Source organism: Glutamicibacter sp. FR1, from assembly GCF_047300825.1.
Classification (GTDB): domain Bacteria; phylum Actinomycetota; class Actinomycetes; order Actinomycetales; family Micrococcaceae; genus Glutamicibacter; species Glutamicibacter nicotianae.
In genome coordinates this window covers 17,370-34,022 of sequence record NZ_CP178602.1, presented here as the reverse complement: position 1 = coordinate 34,022, position 16,653 = coordinate 17,370, and the positions used below count along the sequence as shown (strand labels likewise).

Sequence of the window (16,653 nt, the reverse complement as noted above, 5' to 3'; positions counted from 1 at the left end):
GCATTGAGCTGCCCCACATTGCGCAAAGTTGTTCTATTTTCCGTGCGTGACCTCGCCGATACGTTCCAGCGCGTCTACCACCAGATTCCAGAAGCCCTCATGGTCCAGGCCCACTGCCACCGAGGTGTTGCAATCGGCGGAAGCCGGCGCACGGAAGTCCGCGACGGTCATTCCCAAGGTCAGCTCGCCGCGCAGCTCGACGCTTACCGGAGCCTTGACGGTACGCACCACGTCCGGGTCGATCACGTAGGCCACGGCGCACGGGTCATGCACCGGCGGCGCGTCGAAGCCCTGGTGGTCGCGGTAGGCCTGGGCGAAGAAGTCCATCAGCTCGCGCACGAAGGTCGATGGCCCGGTGCCGATCTTCTCGATGCGCTCGACCACCTCGGTGGTGGCCAACGCCTGGTGGGTCAGGTCCAATCCGACCATGACTACCGGCCAGGCCTCGTTGAAGACAATATGCGCTGCCTCGGGATCGATCTTGATATTGAATTCAGCCACCGCCGACCAGTTGCCGGTGTGGTAGCCGCCGCCCATCAGCACCACCTCACGCACGCGTTCGACGATGCGCGGTTCCTTCCGGGCAGCCAAGGCGATATTGGTCAAGGCGCCGGTGGGCACCAGGGTGATTTCGCCGGGTTCATGGCTCATCACCAGATCGATGATGACGTCCACTGCGTGGCGTTCATCAAGCTCGATGCTCGATTCCGGCTGCGCCGGTCCATCCATCCCGGAATCCCCGTGGACCTCTCCGGCGGTTTCCACCTCGCGCACCAGCGGGCGGGCGCAGCCTGCCGCGAAGGGAATGCCGATGATCCCGGCGATGGTGCCGACGGCCAGTGCGTTCGCAGTCACCTTGTCCAGGGTCTGGTTGCCGGCCACGGTGGTCACCGCCAGCAGCTCGATCTTGGGATTGCCATGGGCAAGAATCATTGCCACGGCGTCGTCATGGCCCGGGTCGCAGTCCAAAATGATCTTGCGCGGGGCATTGCTGTCCTGGGTCATGGTTCTTCTTTCGCTCTGCCGACTGAGGGCCGGCAGCTAAGTCGTGGAGGGCGGATAGTCATCCATTGATAATTCTTTCGCGCCAGCGCACTTTCGTCAAGCGCTTAACTAAAGGCGGTCGAGCACTGCGATTCCGACTACGATGGAGCCATGAAGAATGGTGAAAAGTCCGGCAACTCGCGCGTTCGGCGCCGCGTCACCGCAGCGATGGTCGCCGAGCACGCCGGCGTTTCCACCGCAACGGTCTCACTTGTTGCCAACGGAAAATCAGCGGGCCGGGTATCGGCCGCGAATGAACAGCGCGTGCGCGAGTCAATCCGCGAGCTGGGCTACTTCGTCGACAGCATCGGCAGCTCGCTGGCCAAAGGCGTCAGCTCGCTGGTGGTCCTGGTGGCACCGGACATCTCCAACCCGTTCTTCGCCAAGGTCATCGCCGGCGTGCGCTCGGTCCTGGCCAGCGACTACCAGCTGCTGCTCTCGGTCACCGATGCCGGTGTCTCCCCCAGTGCCAGCGAGACCAGGAAGATCATGGGTCTTCGCCCGGCCGGGCTGCTGGTCCATGCCCCGAGCCAGGACTTCCTCGAAGAAATCTCCAGCACCCTTCCCCTGGTGGCCCTGGACGCCCCGGGCATCGATCCGGCGATTCCCGCAGTGAATATGGATGTCGCCCAGGGCGCGCGGGATGTCGCAGCCCATTTTGCCGCGCAGGGGCACACCAGGGCCGCCTACCTGGATGCGAGCACCGGCACCGAGACCTTGGCCGTGCGCCGCGAAGCGTTCTTGGCAGCGGCCAAGGAATACGGCATCGAGGTCCTGCCTACTTCTGTCGCCAGCTCGATGATCGACGTCGCCGCGGCTTCGGCGGCTTTCAGCCAGCACTGGCCCACGTGGCGGGAAGCCGGCGTAACCGCGCTGGGATGCGCAACCGACAACCACGCGTTCGGCGTGCTGCATGCCTCCCGCCAGCTTGGCCTCAGCATTCCGCAGCAGCTTGCGGTGGCCGGATTCGACGATCTGCCCTACTCGGCGACTTCCAACCCATCCATCACCACCGTGGAACTCAATGCCCAGGAAGTCGGGCGCCAAGCCGCACTGAAACTGCGTGCGCTGCTCGATGGGAAATCCCCTGATCCGCTGCAGACCATGCTGCCAAGTTCACTGGTTGTCCGCGGATCGACAATGGAAAACGCAGGAGGTTAACCGATGAACATGCGCAAATGGCCCGCCAAGGTCACGGCAATCATCGCCCTGCTCGTTGCCCTGGGCCTGATCGTCATGTCCAGCGGAGTGCTCAGCCTCTTTACCGGCCCGCCACCCCCTCCGGGGTCCGGCATCGAATCTGCCGCACGAGGCCTTCCGCTACTGGATGAGCTTTCCGCTCTTTGACACCTCGGGATCGGTGCACGAGGACAAGTCGAAGCAGCACGGGCGGCGCTTGCCATCGCGCAGCTTGGAAATGCTGGCATCCACTCGGCGTTCACGCGTGGAAGGGTTCTTGGTCGCTTCGACCCAGCGGACCCATTCCCAGCGGGCCATCGGGGTGAGCCCCGCCCACACCTCTTCCAGATCATCGGCATCATCCAGGGCGCCGGCCAAGTCCTGCGGGATCCTTGCTTCCGGCCAGGTTCCGGCAAGGCGAGCGGCCAATTGCACCTGCTCCCCTGCATCGGCCGATACCTGCGGCATCCCATGGCTATCAAGAGCCAGCCAGTGGCCACGGCGCCCGTCGGGATCAATCACGACCGCATGCCCCTCATACGCCTGGAGAAGTTCTACCGCGACCTGTCCTCGACTTGGCAACTTGTCGCTTGATTCCTGGTCGAATCGGAGAATTCTCCGGTCATTGACCAGATCTACAGTTCCCTGCAGTTCGAGGATTTCATTGGATGCCGCCACGGGAATCAGCCCTTTCAGTTGCTCAAGGGCAGTCTATGGCACAGCCGCATCCAGCTTCCACGCGGCGAGACTGCTGTCATGACCCGACGCCCGGTGCTCGTCAGTTCCTGCCTTGCCGGCATCCCTCGCCGCTATAACGTCAAGGCCAAGGCCAATCCGGCGATCGTCGAAGCTGTGGCACGTGGAGATGCTGTTGCTGCCTGCGCCGAGGAATTAGGCGAACTGAGCAGCCCGCACCCGCCAGCAGAGATTTCCGGCGGCGATGGCAACGACGTGCTGGAAGGGAGGGCCGCCGTTCTCGATATCAACGACGAGGATGTCAGCTGGCTGTTCGTGGCTGGAGCCCAGAAGGTCGAAGATTTGGTCCAGCGCGAGGGCATCACCGAAGCTATTTTGCAGGATCACAGCCCTTCCTGCAGTGCGGGAGCATCTACTATGGCTCGCATTCCGGAAAACTTGTTGCGGGCGATGGGGTGCTGGCTGCGTTGCTGAAGCGCCGGGGCATCAAGGTCAGTGGATCTCCAGCAAGCTGACACACCTTGGAAGATAACGATTCAGTTGCGCTTTTAAACAAAACAATAACCCTCAATCCGAAGATCAAGGGTTATTTTCCATTTGTGCGCGAGGGGGGACTTGAACCCCCACGACCTTGCGATCACTGGCACCTGAAGCCAGCGCGTCTACCAATTCCGCCACTCGCGCATATTCTGTTTTCGTCGCCTTCGTTCTTTGCAACAAGAAATAGCTTACACACACATTTTCCGTTCACCTAATCGAAACCCCCATTTGTGGCTAGCGACACATGGGAAACCTTTTTGCTGCCTTTATCGTTGATACTGACGCACTTGAGCCGTTCAAGGATTTTTCGGCATTTGCACAGCTGAAAACAGTAAGATCGAATATGAAGTTATGCGTTCATAGCTCGGAAAGGATGATCGCAGGCTCGTAATAACCAGCCATGGACCTTAAGGAAGGAGCACGAATAATGGGCTTTCTCGACAACGTCGAACGCGGCTTAGAGAAGGTCGTCACTAGCTTCTTTCGTGGCACCAGCACCGCAGATCTAAAGCCAGTCGAACTGACTACCGCGCTACGCAATGACATGGACCGCGGAATCACGCCGATTAGCGAAGGCCGCAGCCTTGCGGCCAATGACTTCGTAGTCTCACTGAGCACCAAGGACTACAACACCGCCAAGGGCTGGGGCCAAGGCGTCGTCAATGAAATGGCAAAGGTCACCGCCGAGCACGCCGCCACCCAGGACTATTCAGTTCACGGCGACATCATGATCTATTTCGTCTCCAATGATGATTTCAAGCCCGGTGAGATGGAAATATCCAGCTCGGTCAAGGAATCCAGCTCACGCCCAGCGGCTTCGGCACCGGTCAAGGAGCGGGCGGCCGCGCCAGCGGCACCGGCAGCTCCATCAGCAACCCCGCCAACAACCGCGCAGCCACGCCCAACGGTGCGTCCGATTGCAGAGATCCCCAAGAAGCCCGTGCAGAAGCAGGCCGTCCTCGAGGTTGCCGGACAGCGGTACGCCCTGCATCACCACTCGATCGTGCTGGGCCGTTCGGCCAGCACCGATATTCCGGTGGACGACTCCGGCGTTTCCCGGCAGCATGCACGTGTCGAAACCCGTGGCAAGACCAGTTTCGTCGTCACCGATCTGGGTTCAACCAACGGAACCTACGTGGACGGCAAGAAGATTTCGGAAGAAACCCGTATATTTGACGGTTCGGTCATTACTATCGGACAGACGAAAATCGTCTTCCGGCTGATTACCTCGAACAACGGAGGCCGCGCGTGAACGATCTGGTTCTAAGCCTGTTCCGATTGGGCTTTTTGGTCCTCATCTGGCTGCTCGTTTTAAGCGTTGTCGGATCGATGCGCCGCGACTTGGCCATCGGCTCACGGGCCCGCACCGGCAAGCCCAGCGCTCGTGAGCTGAAGAAGAACCCGGAACTGGCGGAACCAGAAGTGCCCGCGCGCAAGGCGGCCACCTCACTGGAAGTCGTCGAGGGCCCGCTGGCAGGCAGCAGCATTCCGCTACGAGGCCAGCCGATCATGTTCGGCCGCGCCCAGGATGCCACCGTCGTTCTCGATGACGACTACGCTTCGGGACGCCATGCCCGCCTGTTCCCCCAGGGATCACGCTGGTTCATCGAGGATCTCGGTTCAACCAACGGCACCTTCGTGGGTGACAACCAGCTCTCACGCGCCCAGGCAGTGGAGCCCGGCCAGCGAATCCGCATCGGGAAGACTGTCCTGGAATTGAAGGCCTAGCCTATGGCCCTCAAACTCAAATTTGCCGCGAAATCCGATGTTGGCCGGGTGCGCAAGAAGAATGACGACTCGGCCTACGCCGGCGAGTACCTGGCGGTCCTTGCCGACGGCATGGGCGGACACGTCGGCGGCGATGTCGCTTCGGCCTCTACCGTGCTCGATCTGGTGCATCTGGACCACGAAGCCACCGCGGATCCGCAGAATGCGTTGCCGGACGAAATCCAGGCCGCCAATCTGGTGCTCAATGAACTCGTCGGCGCCAATCCGAAGCTGTCGGGCATGGGCACGACCGTCACTTCCCTGCTGCTCTCGGGCGACACCCTGCACATGGCGCACATCGGCGACTCCCGCGCCTACCGCTTGAAGCACGGTGAGTTCGAGCAGATCAGCAAGGACCACACCTTTGTCCAGCGGCTCGTCGACGAAGGCCGAATCAAGCCGGCCGAAGCCGAGGTCCACCCGCATAAGAATGTGCTTTTGCGCGTGCTCGGCGACTCGGACGCCTCCCCCGAGCTGGATGTCGAGAAATTCACGGCAGAACCGGGCGAACGCTGGATGCTGTGCTCCGACGGACTCACCGACGCGGTGCCGGTTCCGGTGATCGAGCAGATCATCCGCACCACCGCCGACATAGATGAAGCGGTCAACGACCTGGTTGCCATCACGCTGAAGAATGGCGCACCGGATAATGTCACCGTGGTGATGTTCGAGGTCATCGAGAACTCCGCCCTTGACGGCGAGGCGCCGGCCGCGCCGGAGCCTGCGCCGGATACCGGCCAGCTCACCATCGCCGCCGAAGGAGATGTCGAAGCCAGCGCATCGCTGCTTCGACACGAGATTTCCCAGCGCCCCCACCTGCTGGTGGGGGCAGCCCAGCTGGCAACGCAGACCGGCCAAATCCCGGTGGTTACCCAGCACACCGGCGAACGCCGCGCTGCAGCCCTGTTGACCCACCGTTCCCCGGCTGCCGGCGAGGTGCTCGATCCGCTGGAAGCTCCGGTGCAGCATCGCCGCTGGCTGCTGCCGATCCTGCTGACCCTCACGGCCTTCCTCGTCGTAGCACTGGCCGTCTGGGGCTACATGTGGACCCAGACCCAGTACTTCGTGGGCGCCGTCGACGGCAAGGTCGCCATCTACAAGGGCGTTCCGCAAGAACTTGGGCCGATCTCGCTCTCCGAAGTCGACACCGTCAGCAAGGTGCCGCTGGAAGCCCTGCCGGAGTATTCGCGCCAGCGAGTTGAATCGACCATCTCGGCCGAGAACCAGCAGCATGCCCAGATGATCATCCAGGAACTTCTGGTCACCGCGAAGCAGAACTGCCCGGTCACCGTTCCCGGATCCTCGGATTCCGCCAGCCAGCTCGAACTGCCCGCCTACTGCCAGGAGATAATGCAATGACCGAAGTGCAAACCGCACCGGTGCCTCGGCGCAATCTCGAGCTGCTGCTGGTACTTCTTGCCCTGTGCGTCGGAGGTGCCGCGTTCTATCTTGTCGGCAGCTCCACCGAGGACGTCAACAATACCGATTTCTACGTGCAGATGAGCATCCTGGCGGGGCTGTCCCTCACGGTCCACGTGCTGCTGCGCATCTTCGCCAAATATGCTGACCCGGTAATACTTCCGATCACGATTGCGTTGAACTCCCTTGGCCTAGCCATGATTCACCGCATTGACTTGGCAAAAGGAACTTCACAGTCGGCTCGCCAGCTGCTGTGGACAGCCATTGCAATCGTCATTGCATCGGTAGTCCTCTGGGCCATCAAGGATCACCGGATACTGCGGCGCTTCACCTATATCGCTCTGCTGGCATCCATTGTCCTGCTCTTGCTTCCGCTGATTCCAGGGCTCGGCGTGACCATTAACGGCGCCCGAATCTGGATCCGCATGGGAATGTTCTCCTTGCAGCCAGGCGAACTCGCGAAGATCACCCTGTCGATCTTCTTCGCCGGGTATCTCTCGTCGAACCGCGACTTGATTCTGATGGCCGGACGCAAATTCGGGCCGCTGCAGCTGCCTCGCCTGCGCGACATGGCTCCGATGGTGATTGCCTGGCTGCTGTCCATCGGCGTGCTCGTGGTGCAACGCGACCTCGGCTCCGCGATCCTCTTCTTCGGCCTGTTCATCGTGATGATCTATGTGGCCACTGCCCGGATCTCCTGGGTGCTCATTGGCGCCTTGATGGTTGTCGCCGGCGGCGTGGTCGCGGGCCTGACCATGGGCCACGTGACCCGCCGCCTGGACGTGTGGCTCAATGCCTTCGACCCTGAGATCTACCAGGCCACAGGCGGCAGCATGCAGATCGTCGAGGGCCTGTTCGGCATGGCCGACGGCGGCCTGTTCGGCACCGGCCTGGGCGCTGGTTCGCCATACCGGGTGCCGCTGGCCAACTCGGACATGATCATTGCCTCCTTCGGGGAGGAAATCGGCCTGATCGGCTTGTCAGCGATCATCCTGCTCTACATGCTGCTGATCTCCCGCGGCCTGCGTGCCGCCCTGGGGTCTGCCGATACCTTCGGCAAGCTGCTGGCTGCTGGGTTGTCCTTCACCCTGGGCCTGCAGTGCATCGTGATCATCGGCGGCGTTACCCGGCTGATCCCGCTGACCGGCCTGGCCACGCCATTCATGGCAGCTGGCGGCTCCTCGCTGCTGGCGAACTGGGTCATCATCTCGCTGCTGTTATTGATCTCCCACAACTCGCGCCGCCCGAAGACCGGCGGCGTAGGACCAACCGATGAATTCGCATCTGCCAGCACGACCCTTACCTCAAGCACCAAGGCGGTGACGAAGAAGTGAATCATGCAATCAAACGCGTTTGGGTTGCGCTAACCGTCCTGTTCGTCATCTGCCTGGGCGGTTTGAGCTATATCCAGTTCTTCGACGCCGAGTCGCTCTCGGAGAATGCGCTGAACAAGCGTGAGCTCTACCGCGAGTTCGACCTGCCCCGCGGGGCGATCCTGGTTGACGGCAAGCCGATTGCCGAATCGGTACCGACCGATGACGGCCAATTCGAATTCCAGCGCGTGTACAACGACGCGGAAACCTACGCCCACCTGACTGGCTACTATTCGCTGGCCAACGGCACCACTCAGCTCGAATCGCAGTTGAATGACTGGTTGACCGGCACGAGCTCGGATCTGCTCTTCGACCGGCTCTCTGCCATGTTCACCGGCACCCGTTCCGAGGGCGCCTCGGTTGAGCTGACCATTGACGGCCAGCTGCAGAAGACAGCCTTCGAAGCGATTCCTGAGGGCCTGAAGGCCACGATCATCGTGACCAATCCGAAGACCGGCGACATCCTGGCGATGGCTTCCAAGCCTAGCTATAACACGAACCGGCTGGCAGTGCACTCCACCGCCAAGGCTGCCGAGAACCTGAAGGAAATCAGCAACATCGATGGCCTGAGCCCCTACCGGAATCCTGCCATCAGCAACCCGGTGACTCCCGGCTCATCGTTCAAGATCATCAGCACCGTCGCGGCGCTGGAATCCGGCAAGTTCGACATGGACACCCCCATCGACAACCCGGTATCGGTGAATTATCCGCATTCGACAAAGCAGATGAGCAACTTCAGCGAGGGCATCTGCGCGCGGGATACCCGTGCACGGCTAGAATTCATCTTCGCGCAAAGCTGCAACACCCCGTTCATGGAAATCAGCCAGACCGTCGGCAAGGATGCCTTCACCGAGGTGGCCGAGCGCTTCGGCTACGGCCAGCAACTGAACATCCCGCAGAATGTCGTGCCGAGCGAGTTCCCGTCGGCCGAGGCGAATGAAGCCCAGATGGCGCAGATGGCCATCGGTGAATGGGACAACAAGGCCACGCCGCTGCAGATGAACATGGTTGCCATGGCCATCGCCAACGACGGCGTGATCATGAAGCCGAACCTGATCGACAAGGTCATTGCGCCGGATCTGCGGGTGATTGAGGATCCGAAGCCGGAGAAGTTCTCCACGGCCACCACCCCGGAAGTTGCCGAACAGCTCACCGAGCTGATGGAAGGCCCGGTGCTGCGCGGCACGGCGATGAACGCCCGGGTTCCCGGCGTGGATTTCCGTGCCAAGACCGGCACCTCGGAGCGGCCATCGGAAGAGGGCGGCCCCCGCATGGTGAACTCCTGGATGACCGGTTTCGCGCCGGCCGATGATCCGCAGGTAGCCATCACGGTCAATATCCAAGACGTAGATTACGACACCGGCCACAACACGGCGGGTGCACTGATGAAGACGATGTTAGAGGCGGTGTTCAACAAGTGAGGCCAGTAACCGGCACCACCTTGGGCGGTCGTTACAAGCTGACCGATCGCATTGCGATCGGCGGCATGGGCGAAGTTTGGAAGGCGCGAGACCAGGTCCTTGGACGTCTGGTAGCGATCAAGATCCTCAAAGAGGAATACACCGACAACGAGAGCTTCCTGACGCGTTTCCGCGTGGAAGCACGCCACACCGCGCTGCTGAATCACCCCGGCATCGCTGGCGTCTTCGACTACGGCGAGGAACAGGGATCCGCCTATCTGGTGATGGAACTCGTTCCCGGCCCGCCGCTGTCCACCATCATCGAACGAGAGCGCAAGCTCGAGGTGGACCGCACGCTCTCGCTGATCGCGCAGACCGCCCGCGCGCTAGCAGCAGCCCACGAGCACGGCCTGGTGCACCGCGATGTGAAGCCGGGCAACATCCTGGTGATGCCTTCGGGCGTCGTCAAGATCACCGACTTCGGCATTGCCCGCCTTGCCGACCAGGTTCCGCTGACCGCCACCGGACAGGTCATGGGCACCGCCCAGTACCTGGCTCCGGAACAGGCCACCGGCCAGATTGCCACCGGCAGCTCCGACATCTACGCCTTGGGCGTCATCGGCTACGAGTGCCTGGCAGGACGGCGTCCGTTCACCGGCGAATCGCAGATTGCCATTGCCCTGGCACAGGTCAACGACGCTCCCCCTGCCCTGCCCGACACCATCCCGGCCCCGGTTCGCCAGCTGATCATGTCGATGCTGGCCAAGAACCCGTCGGAACGCCCGAAGGATGCAACCGCACTGGCGAAGGCCGCAGATGCGCTGCGCGCAGGCGACACCAATACCGCTACCTTGGCGGTTCCCGGCATGCTGGCCACCGGTATCGCCACCGACGCGACCCAAGTGGTCAACATGGATGACGATGCCACCCAGGCGGTGCCGCAGGCCGATTCCGCCCCGACCATGACCAATGCCATGCCCACCGTGGTGGAACCTGCCCGCACTGCCGGCGGTTTCTCCGGTTCCAGCGCCGCCGCCGGCGGATTCGATGACGAGGACGTGGATACCCAGGATCCTGCTCGCGAGGCTGGCGCCAAGCGCAGCCCGTGGCTGGTCCCGCTGATCGTGATCATCGCGCTGGCTGCGGTGATCGCCTTGCTGGCATGGCTGATCCCTGCCATGAGCAGCGACAATGACAACCAGCCGACGTCGTCGCCGACGCAGAGCACCGAGCTGTCCGATTCCTCGTCTCCAACCGAGGAATCGACCGAGCCGACCGAGGAAACCACCGAAGCCTCGGAGACCTCCAACTCCCCATCGCCGACCCCGAGTGAAACCGTCACCTATGTAGATGTTCCGGCGTCGCTGATCGGCCAGGATATCGACACCGTGACCGCGGAACTCGAGGGCAAGGGCTTGGTCGTTGACGCGACCCCGCAGGAAACCAGCGAGTACGAGCCGCGCGAAGTGATTTCCCTGAACCCTACCGGCAGTGTTGCACAAGGCGAAACCGTTTCGGTGACCTATGCCATGGCCCCTGAAACCGTTGGCGTGCCATCGGTGACCGGCATGAGCTTCGAAGCCGCGCAGAAGCGCATCCAGGACGCTGGACTGGCCGTGGCCAAGGGCGAGGAACGCCCCGACCCATCCGTCGCCGGCACCGTGCTGGCGCAGGACGTTCCCGCCGGCAGCGAAGTCGAGCCGGGCACCACGATCACCATGGATATTTCCACCGGTCCAGAAAAAACCGAGCCAACCGGGTCCGCCACGGAGTCGGCATCTGAATCCCCAGAAGCCGCAGAGCCGGAGCAAAGCGAAACGCCATGAGTGAAGTCGAAGCTTTGCCTCCTGGCTTGCCGCGAATGATCAACGACCGCTATGAGATCGAATCGCTGATTGGCCGTGGCGGCATGGCGGATGTGTATCTCGCCACCGACCACGTGCTGTCGCGCAAGGTGGCGGTCAAGGTGCTGCGCCCGGATACCGCCGGCAACCCCATGGTGGTCAATAGATTCCGCCGTGAGGCCAAGGCCGTCGCTGGCCTGAGCCACCCGAATATCGTTGCCGTGTACGACACCGGCGAGCTACCGGCCACCGAGTACAACCGTGAACGCCTGCCATTCATGGTGATGGAATACGTGACCGGACGTACCCTGAAGCAGTTGATCGCTGCGGGAGATGTCGATGGCTCCGTGGCTGTGCACATCACCCGCGGCGTTTGCGATGCCCTGGATCATTCGCACAACAACAACGTCGTCCACCGCGATATCAAGCCGGCCAATGTAATGGTGACCGATTCCGGCCACGTGAAGCTGATGGATTTCGGCATTGCCCGTGCCTTGGATACGTCGGCAACCATGACGCAGACCGCTGCCGTAGTGGGGACAGCCCAGTATTTCTCGCCCGAGCAGGCCCGCGGCGAACAGGTCGATTTCCGTTCGGACATCTACTCGGTTGGCTGCCTGTTCTACGAGCTGGTGACCCACCAGCCTCCATTTACCGGCGATTCGCCGGTGTCGGTCGCCTACCAGCACGTTGGCGAGATTCCCTCGGCGCCAAGCGAGGTCAAGCACGGCGTCGACCCGATCTTCGACCCAATCGTCGCCAAGGTCCTCTCCAAGGAACGCGACGACCGGTTCCAGAGCGCCGGAGCTTTCGCCTCGGCGTTGGAGGATGCGCTGAACGGCATCGAATTCCATGATGACGAGCCGGAGCCATCCACCTACACCTTGCCGATTTACGGCACCCACCATGAGGCTGAAACCGGCTTCATCGCGCAGTCTGCGCCACGAACGAGCCAGCACCCGGTCTTCGTGGAAGACGAGGCACCTGAGCCGCCTGCACGGCACAAGTCCAACCGCGGCCTGATCATCTTGCTGACCGTCATCGCCCTGATTGCCGTGGGCATCGCCAGCTTCCTGGTGATCCGCTCGATCCAGGCGGAAGCTGAAAAGCGTGCCCCGATCGCAGTACCCGAGGTCCTTGAAATGCCCGAGGACGACGCAAGGCAATTGCTGCGCGATAACACCTTCCAGGTGCGTGTAGAGCGCGAATTCAGCGATGACGTAGAGCAGGGCAAGGCGACCCGTACCGATCCGGAAGCAGGATCCATGGTCGCCAAGGAGTCCACGGTCGCCCTGTACATCTCCGACGGCTCAGAGCAGCGCACGATTCCCGAGGATCTGGCGAACCAGTCCGAGACCGCTGCCCGCGATGCCCTGCGCGAAGCAGGCCTGGAAGTTGGCGAAGTCAGCCGGGAGAACTCTGCAACGGTACCCACCGACTGGGTCATCGGCACCAGCCCTGAGCTGGGGTCCATGGTGAAGGCCGGCAGCGAAGTCGATTTGATCCTGTCTACCGGCATGGTGACTGTTCCGGTGGTGACCGAGATGAGCCGCGAGGAAGCTGAAGAAAAGCTCTCGGCAGATGATGTCGGGCTGGAAGTCCAGTTCGTTGAGGTGGAAACCGATGACTACGCCGAAGGAACACTGTTCAAGCAGTCCCCCGAAGCCTCCGAGGACGTGCCACAGGGAAGCCTGGTGAAGATTTCCGTGGCCAAGGCACCGCCAGCGCCCGAGCCTTCCGAAGAACCATCGTCTAGCGAGTCCGAATCATCGGATCCATCCGAATCCGATGATCCAACCGAGGATGCTTCGCCAACCAGCGATGCCCCGGCTCCTCCCAACGGGAATGGCCGGCCAGACCGGACCGGACCACCACGGGACAATGACTGAGACTAGCCGTCAGCCAGTTATTCTCCGCTGAATAGCGGGCTCAGGGCAGCAGCCTTCTCGGCCGCGCCCTTCAGTCCTACGAACTCCAGCCAGTTGCCCAGCATCTGGTAACCCTGTTCGGTCAGCACCGACTCCGGATGGTACTGCAGGCCCCACAGCGGCGCTTCGCGGTGCGCCAAGCCCATGATGACTCCACCGGAGGTCGCCGCAATGATCTCCAGCTCAGCCGGGATGCTCTCGCGTACCGCTGCCAAGGAATGGTAGCGCGTTGCGGTGAACGGGTTGGCTACCTGGTTGAAGACCGGGTGGTTCTCGTGGTTGACCAGCGAGGTCTTCCCATGCATCAGCTCTTCCGCGTGCGTGACCGTTCCGCCATAGGCCTCGGCGAGCGCCTGGTGCCCGAGGCAGACGCCGAGCATCGGCTTGCGCTGCGCTCCGCACCACTTGATCAGATCGATGCTGACGCCAGCTCCTGCAGGCTCTCCGGGCCCTGGGGAAATCAGCACGCCGTGGTAGTCTGCGGCCAGCTTGGTCGCTTCCTCAACGCTCAGATCGTCGTTGCGGTAAACGGCGGTTTCCGCGCCCAGCTCCTGCAAGTAGCCTACGAGGGTGTACACAAAGCTGTCGTAATTGTCGATCACAAGGATCTTGGTGCTACTCACGGTGTGCTCTGGCCAATCGTTGAATCGGTAAATGGGCTGATGTACTGGTTCAGCCATGGGAAAACGTACATCATCAGTAATAGCACGATCGCGGCAATGAGAATCAATGCTTCAAGAATACGAAGCCACAAAGGGCCGGGCAGGTTTCTGAATATCCAGGCGTACATTTCTTCTCCTAGCTCGTTGCGTCAATGACCATGTCGCGGATTTCCTTCGGCGGTCCCGCGTCCAGGGGGCGCCAGTCGGTGAGTTCCGAGTAAGCGATCATGCGTTGCCGGGTCGAGTACTTCGGATGGCAGGTGGTCATGGTCAGGATCGACTTCGTTGGCTCCACTCCCCACTGGTGCGGGGTGGGCAACAGGACACCTCCGTTGGAGGGAGCCACAATCTCGGTGGCGTACCAGGTATAGGTGTAATATCCTTCGGCGGTCTGCAGATAGATCTTGTCGCCATCCTGCAGCTTGTCGATGTCCCAGAAGACCTGGCCATGGGTCTGGCGGTGGGCCGCGACAGCGAAGTTGCCCAGCTCCCCCGGCTGCTGCGTGGTCGGATAATGCCCGATGCCGAGGTTGTCGAGCACGTAGTCTTCCACACCGTAGGTCACCGGGTGGTGCGAACCGTTAGCGCCGAAGCGCGGGAAGTACATGATGCCGAAGGTTTCTCCGGGAACCAATTCCGTGACCGGAGCCGGACCGTAGTCCTTCTCCTCTTCTGCTTCCTCATTGATTTCCGGCACCTTCACGTCGCCGAGTTCCTGCACGAGATTTGCGGTGACTTCCTTCTGGGCCTGTGCCGAGTCGATGTTCGTCCACCACAGTTCCCACACCACGTAGAGCATCAGCAGGATGCCAAGGGTAATCAGCAGCTCACCAAAGAACCCGGCGATACGGTTCCCTGCCGACGGTTGTCGACGCTGCATGCGTCGACCCTGCGCTGTGGCGGTTCGGTTCACGGCGGTCTGGCTCCTTAGGCAAAAGAAATGCGCGAATCAGGTCAACTAACGTGGGCCGATGCTGGCCAAAACCCAGAGTTCCAGCGCGTAACGGCTAGTATTGAAGCTACGTAGGAATGCACTAAGCAGTTCTCAGCATTCTTGCACCCAAGCCTACCGGGAAGACCTGAAGGTCACCCACATTTACTACTATTAAGCAGATGAAGCCGAGGGAGCATTCGAGTGCCGGAGTCAAAGCCACGACGCAAGAAGAATTCACAGCCGCAGGAGACGCGACAGAACTCCCATGCCATCGATAAGCCGATGCCGGGCTGGTACAAGCCAGTCATGTTCGGACTGATGCTTCTGGGCCTGCTGTGGATCATCGTTTATTACGTTTCGCAGACCCTGTACCCGATTCCGAATATCGGCGGATGGAACATCGTCGTCGGCTTCGGAATCGCCATGGTCGGATTCTTCATGACAACAGGCTGGAAATAGGCCTATCGCCGGTCCCCTTGAAGAAAGGGACCGGCGAAGCTGTTTAATGGCGGTCGTTGATATTAGTGGCTGACGGCTTTCAATCCGATGATGCAGCCGACGAGGCCGAGAATGAAGACCATCTTCAGTACGCTGAAGGCTTCCTGCCCGGTGGCCATCGAGTAGATGACGGCAAGAGAGGCGCCGATGCCTACCCAAACGGCGTACGCGGTGCCCACGGGAATCTCTTTCATCGCGTAAGCCAGTCCGCCCATGGAGATAACCAGACCAACGAAGAAGATAACGGTCGGAACGAGTTTCGAGAAACTCTCACTCATGCCAAGAGCGACGGCCCATACGGCTTCAAACAGTCCAGAGACGATCAAAACTATCCAATGCATGCCAGATACTTTCTGGCCGTCTTGTCGCGTTCCGGGTACGGCTCCCTCGTCCGGGTCCAAGCAGTTATTGCTGGTGACCACCTCAGGCTAGCAAATGCAGGTCATGCTGTCTTGCGGCTGTGACCAATATGCCACCTATCCGCCTGAGGATCTTCGAGTCCACCGCCCAGCGCTGAAAATACAGTGGCACATCGATAAACCATTGCTCGTTGAGCACCTGCAGCCCTTTGGCTTTCTGCAGTTGCGGCTCCGGCACCATACCCCATCCCATCCCTGCTTCGATGGCCGCAACAAATTGCACAGAGTCCGGTACATGGTGGACCTGTCCCGCCGGGCGCGCCTTGGCTCCGGCAGCCCGCTCGAGCATGAGGTGCTGCAAAAGATCCTCGCGATCAAAGACCACCATAGGGGTGCGAATCAGTTCATCCGCGCTCCCGGTGGGTACTTGGTGTTGGGCCACCGTAGCTTTCGCTGCCGCGCGGTAGCGCATTGCCCCCAGCTTCTGGCTGATGCATCCTTGGATGTTCTCTTCAGAATTCGTGACCACTGCACTGACACGGCCTGTACGAAGCAGCTCCAGTCCCCTGTTTTCGTCGGTTCGCACGATTTCGCAGGAAAGATCCTCAAATTTGGCGAGCTCCGAGAATACCGAACCGAACCATGTGGAAAGCGAATCCGCGTTGACTCCGATCGCGACCTGGACTGGATTCTCCGAGGCAATCTCGTTTGAGAACTCTGCACTGAGCAAGGACATCTGACGCGCATAGCGCAGTACTTTGGTTCCTTGCTCGGTGGTAGCAACCGGTCGACTGCGAACTAGCAGAATTGCCCCCAAACGATTCTCCAGCGCTTTGATGCGCTGACTGACCGCCGAGGCCGTAATTCCCAGATCAATTGAGGCATCATCGAAACTTCCCGCATCCACAACTGCTAGCAGGGTTTCAAGCTGTTCCATATCCGTATTCACATTAGGGACTCTAATGTAGATTCAGGAACTTAAGTTAGACGCAGTTTAAGGATTCACCTAC

Annotated in this window: 18 protein-coding genes, 1 tRNA gene and 1 riboswitch; of the genes, 11 read left to right on the top strand and 8 right to left on the bottom strand. The window is 61.0% G+C overall.

Annotated elements, in window-relative coordinates:
* Window positions 1-33: 33 nt before the first annotated feature.
* Entirely contained in the window at window positions 34-1,005 is a 972-nt protein-coding gene (locus ACLQ8T_RS00190) for a nucleoside hydrolase (RefSeq protein ID WP_413455332.1), read from the bottom strand.
* Between the two features lie 150 nt (window positions 1,006-1,155).
* On the opposite strand from ACLQ8T_RS00190, the gene ACLQ8T_RS00185 reads away from it, so the two are divergent.
* On the top strand, window positions 1,156-2,205 hold the full coding sequence (locus ACLQ8T_RS00185; RefSeq protein ID WP_413455331.1) for a LacI family DNA-binding transcriptional regulator: 1,050 nt from the start codon (window positions 1,156-1,158) through the stop codon (window positions 2,203-2,205).
* A 3-nt stretch (window positions 2,206-2,208) separates the two neighbouring features.
* The gene (locus ACLQ8T_RS00180) at window positions 2,209-2,391 is read left to right on the top strand and encodes a hypothetical protein (RefSeq protein ID WP_204719806.1); all 183 of its coding nucleotides are present in this window, start codon (window positions 2,209-2,211) and stop codon (window positions 2,389-2,391) included.
* On the opposite strand, the gene ACLQ8T_RS00175 is transcribed toward ACLQ8T_RS00180, so the two are convergent.
* On the bottom strand, window positions 2,365-2,901 hold the full coding sequence (locus ACLQ8T_RS00175; protein WP_413455330.1) for a YdeI/OmpD-associated family protein: 537 nt from the start codon (window positions 2,899-2,901) through the stop codon (window positions 2,365-2,367). The genes ACLQ8T_RS00180 and ACLQ8T_RS00175 overlap by 27 nt on opposite strands.
* A gap of 78 nt (window positions 2,902-2,979) precedes the next feature.
* Between ACLQ8T_RS00175 and ACLQ8T_RS00170 the strand changes: the two genes are divergently transcribed.
* Window positions 2,980-3,393, top strand: a complete 414-nt coding sequence (locus ACLQ8T_RS00170) for a DUF523 domain-containing protein (protein WP_413455329.1) — start codon at window positions 2,980-2,982, stop codon at window positions 3,391-3,393.
* Window positions 3,394-3,519: 126 nt separating this feature from the next.
* Here ACLQ8T_RS00170 and ACLQ8T_RS00165 read toward each other — a convergent pair.
* A tRNA-Leu gene (locus ACLQ8T_RS00165) sits at window positions 3,520-3,603 on the bottom strand.
* Window positions 3,604-3,886: 283 nt separating this feature from the next.
* Between ACLQ8T_RS00165 and ACLQ8T_RS00160 the strand changes: the two genes are divergently transcribed.
* From ACLQ8T_RS00160 to pknB, 7 genes are read left to right on the top strand one after another with little or no spacing between them, the layout of a single operon-like run.
* Window positions 3,887-4,711, top strand: a complete 825-nt coding sequence (locus tag ACLQ8T_RS00160; protein ID WP_413455328.1) for an FhaA domain-containing protein — start codon at window positions 3,887-3,889, stop codon at window positions 4,709-4,711.
* Window positions 4,708-5,187 (top strand): FHA domain-containing protein, encoded by a 480-nt coding sequence (locus tag ACLQ8T_RS00155; protein ID WP_038992707.1) that lies wholly within the window; start codon window positions 4,708-4,710, stop codon window positions 5,185-5,187. Before ACLQ8T_RS00160 ends, ACLQ8T_RS00155 begins: the two co-directional genes overlap by 4 nt.
* A 3-nt stretch (window positions 5,188-5,190) precedes the next feature.
* A complete protein-coding gene (locus ACLQ8T_RS00150; RefSeq protein WP_413455327.1) occupies window positions 5,191-6,585 on the top strand; it encodes a PP2C family protein-serine/threonine phosphatase in 1,395 nt (464 codons plus the stop codon).
* Window positions 6,582-7,979: an FtsW/RodA/SpoVE family cell cycle protein gene (locus ACLQ8T_RS00145; RefSeq protein WP_204719798.1), complete on the top strand. Its 1,398-nt coding sequence runs from the start codon at window positions 6,582-6,584 to the stop codon at window positions 7,977-7,979. The genes ACLQ8T_RS00150 and ACLQ8T_RS00145 overlap by 4 nt, the downstream gene beginning before the upstream one ends.
* Entirely contained in the window at window positions 7,976-9,439 is a 1,464-nt protein-coding gene (locus tag ACLQ8T_RS00140) for a peptidoglycan D,D-transpeptidase FtsI family protein (RefSeq protein WP_413455326.1), read from the top strand. Before ACLQ8T_RS00145 ends, ACLQ8T_RS00140 begins: the two co-directional genes overlap by 4 nt.
* On the top strand, window positions 9,436-11,244 hold the full coding sequence (locus ACLQ8T_RS00135; RefSeq protein WP_413455325.1) for a protein kinase domain-containing protein: 1,809 nt from the start codon (window positions 9,436-9,438) through the stop codon (window positions 11,242-11,244). The genes ACLQ8T_RS00140 and ACLQ8T_RS00135 overlap by 4 nt, the downstream gene beginning before the upstream one ends.
* Window positions 11,241-13,151: a Stk1 family PASTA domain-containing Ser/Thr kinase gene (gene pknB, locus ACLQ8T_RS00130; protein ID WP_413455324.1), complete on the top strand. Its 1,911-nt coding sequence runs from the start codon at window positions 11,241-11,243 to the stop codon at window positions 13,149-13,151. Before ACLQ8T_RS00135 ends, pknB begins: the two co-directional genes overlap by 4 nt.
* 17 nt (window positions 13,152-13,168) lie before the next feature.
* Here pknB and ACLQ8T_RS00125 read toward each other — a convergent pair whose 3' ends face one another.
* From ACLQ8T_RS00125 to ACLQ8T_RS00115, 3 genes are read right to left on the bottom strand one after another with little or no spacing between them, the layout of a single operon-like run.
* Window positions 13,169-13,813 carry an anthranilate synthase component II gene (locus ACLQ8T_RS00125; RefSeq protein WP_413455323.1) on the bottom strand — a complete coding sequence of 215 codons (645 nt, stop codon included), beginning with the start codon at window positions 13,811-13,813 and terminating at the stop codon, window positions 13,169-13,171.
* Window positions 13,810-13,980 carry a hypothetical protein gene (locus ACLQ8T_RS00120; protein WP_038992718.1) on the bottom strand — a complete coding sequence of 57 codons (171 nt, stop codon included), beginning with the start codon at window positions 13,978-13,980 and terminating at the stop codon, window positions 13,810-13,812. The genes ACLQ8T_RS00125 and ACLQ8T_RS00120 overlap by 4 nt, the downstream gene beginning before the upstream one ends.
* Before the next feature lie 8 nt (window positions 13,981-13,988).
* Window positions 13,989-14,732, bottom strand: coding sequence for a class E sortase (locus ACLQ8T_RS00115; RefSeq protein WP_413455322.1), 744 nt, complete (start codon window positions 14,730-14,732; stop codon window positions 13,989-13,991).
* A 255-nt stretch (window positions 14,733-14,987) separates the two neighbouring features.
* On the opposite strand from ACLQ8T_RS00115, the gene ACLQ8T_RS00110 reads away from it, so the two are divergent.
* Window positions 14,988-15,245 carry a cell division protein CrgA gene (locus tag ACLQ8T_RS00110; protein ID WP_038992721.1) on the top strand — a complete coding sequence of 86 codons (258 nt, stop codon included), beginning with the start codon at window positions 14,988-14,990 and terminating at the stop codon, window positions 15,243-15,245.
* 62 nt (window positions 15,246-15,307) lie between these two features.
* Here ACLQ8T_RS00110 and ACLQ8T_RS00105 read toward each other — a convergent pair whose 3' ends face one another.
* Both ACLQ8T_RS00105 and ACLQ8T_RS00100 read right to left on the bottom strand, forming a co-directional pair.
* Window positions 15,308-15,625 (bottom strand): DMT family transporter, encoded by a 318-nt coding sequence (locus ACLQ8T_RS00105; protein WP_413455321.1) that lies wholly within the window; start codon window positions 15,623-15,625, stop codon window positions 15,308-15,310.
* A gap of 11 nt (window positions 15,626-15,636) precedes the next feature.
* Window positions 15,637-15,704, bottom strand: a riboswitch (guanidine-III (ykkC-III) riboswitch).
* A 3-nt stretch (window positions 15,705-15,707) separates the two neighbouring features.
* Entirely contained in the window at window positions 15,708-16,580 is an 873-nt protein-coding gene (locus ACLQ8T_RS00100) for an ArgP/LysG family DNA-binding transcriptional regulator (RefSeq protein ID WP_413455320.1), read from the bottom strand.
* Between the last annotated feature and the right edge of the window lie 73 nt (window positions 16,581-16,653).

Bases quoted from the DNA above. Each gene is read 5' to 3' on its own strand.
- ACLQ8T_RS00190 (WP_413455332.1), bottom strand. From the start codon at position 1,005: ATGACCCAGGACAGCAATGCCCCGCGCAAGATCATTTTGGACTGCGAC.
- ACLQ8T_RS00185 (WP_413455331.1), top strand. From the start codon at position 1,156: ATGAAGAATGGTGAAAAGTCCGGCAACTCGCGCGTTCGGCGCCGCGTC.
- ACLQ8T_RS00180 (WP_204719806.1), top strand. From the start codon at position 2,209: ATGAACATGCGCAAATGGCCCGCCAAGGTCACGGCAATCATCGCCCTG.
- ACLQ8T_RS00170 (WP_413455329.1), top strand. From the start codon at position 2,980: ATGACCCGACGCCCGGTGCTCGTCAGTTCCTGCCTTGCCGGCATCCCT.
- ACLQ8T_RS00160 (WP_413455328.1), top strand. From the start codon at position 3,887: ATGGGCTTTCTCGACAACGTCGAACGCGGCTTAGAGAAGGTCGTCACT.
- ACLQ8T_RS00150 (WP_413455327.1), top strand. From the start codon at position 5,191: ATGGCCCTCAAACTCAAATTTGCCGCGAAATCCGATGTTGGCCGGGTG.
- ACLQ8T_RS00145 (WP_204719798.1), top strand. From the start codon at position 6,582: ATGACCGAAGTGCAAACCGCACCGGTGCCTCGGCGCAATCTCGAGCTG.
- pknB (WP_413455324.1), top strand. From the start codon at position 11,241: ATGAGTGAAGTCGAAGCTTTGCCTCCTGGCTTGCCGCGAATGATCAAC.
- ACLQ8T_RS00120 (WP_038992718.1), bottom strand. From the start codon at position 13,980: ATGTACGCCTGGATATTCAGAAACCTGCCCGGCCCTTTGTGGCTTCGT.
- ACLQ8T_RS00115 (WP_413455322.1), bottom strand. From the start codon at position 14,732: ATGCAGCGTCGACAACCGTCGGCAGGGAACCGTATCGCCGGGTTCTTT.
- ACLQ8T_RS00105 (WP_413455321.1), bottom strand. From the start codon at position 15,625: ATGCATTGGATAGTTTTGATCGTCTCTGGACTGTTTGAAGCCGTATGG.
- ACLQ8T_RS00100 (WP_413455320.1), bottom strand. From the start codon at position 16,580: ATGGAACAGCTTGAAACCCTGCTAGCAGTTGTGGATGCGGGAAGTTTC.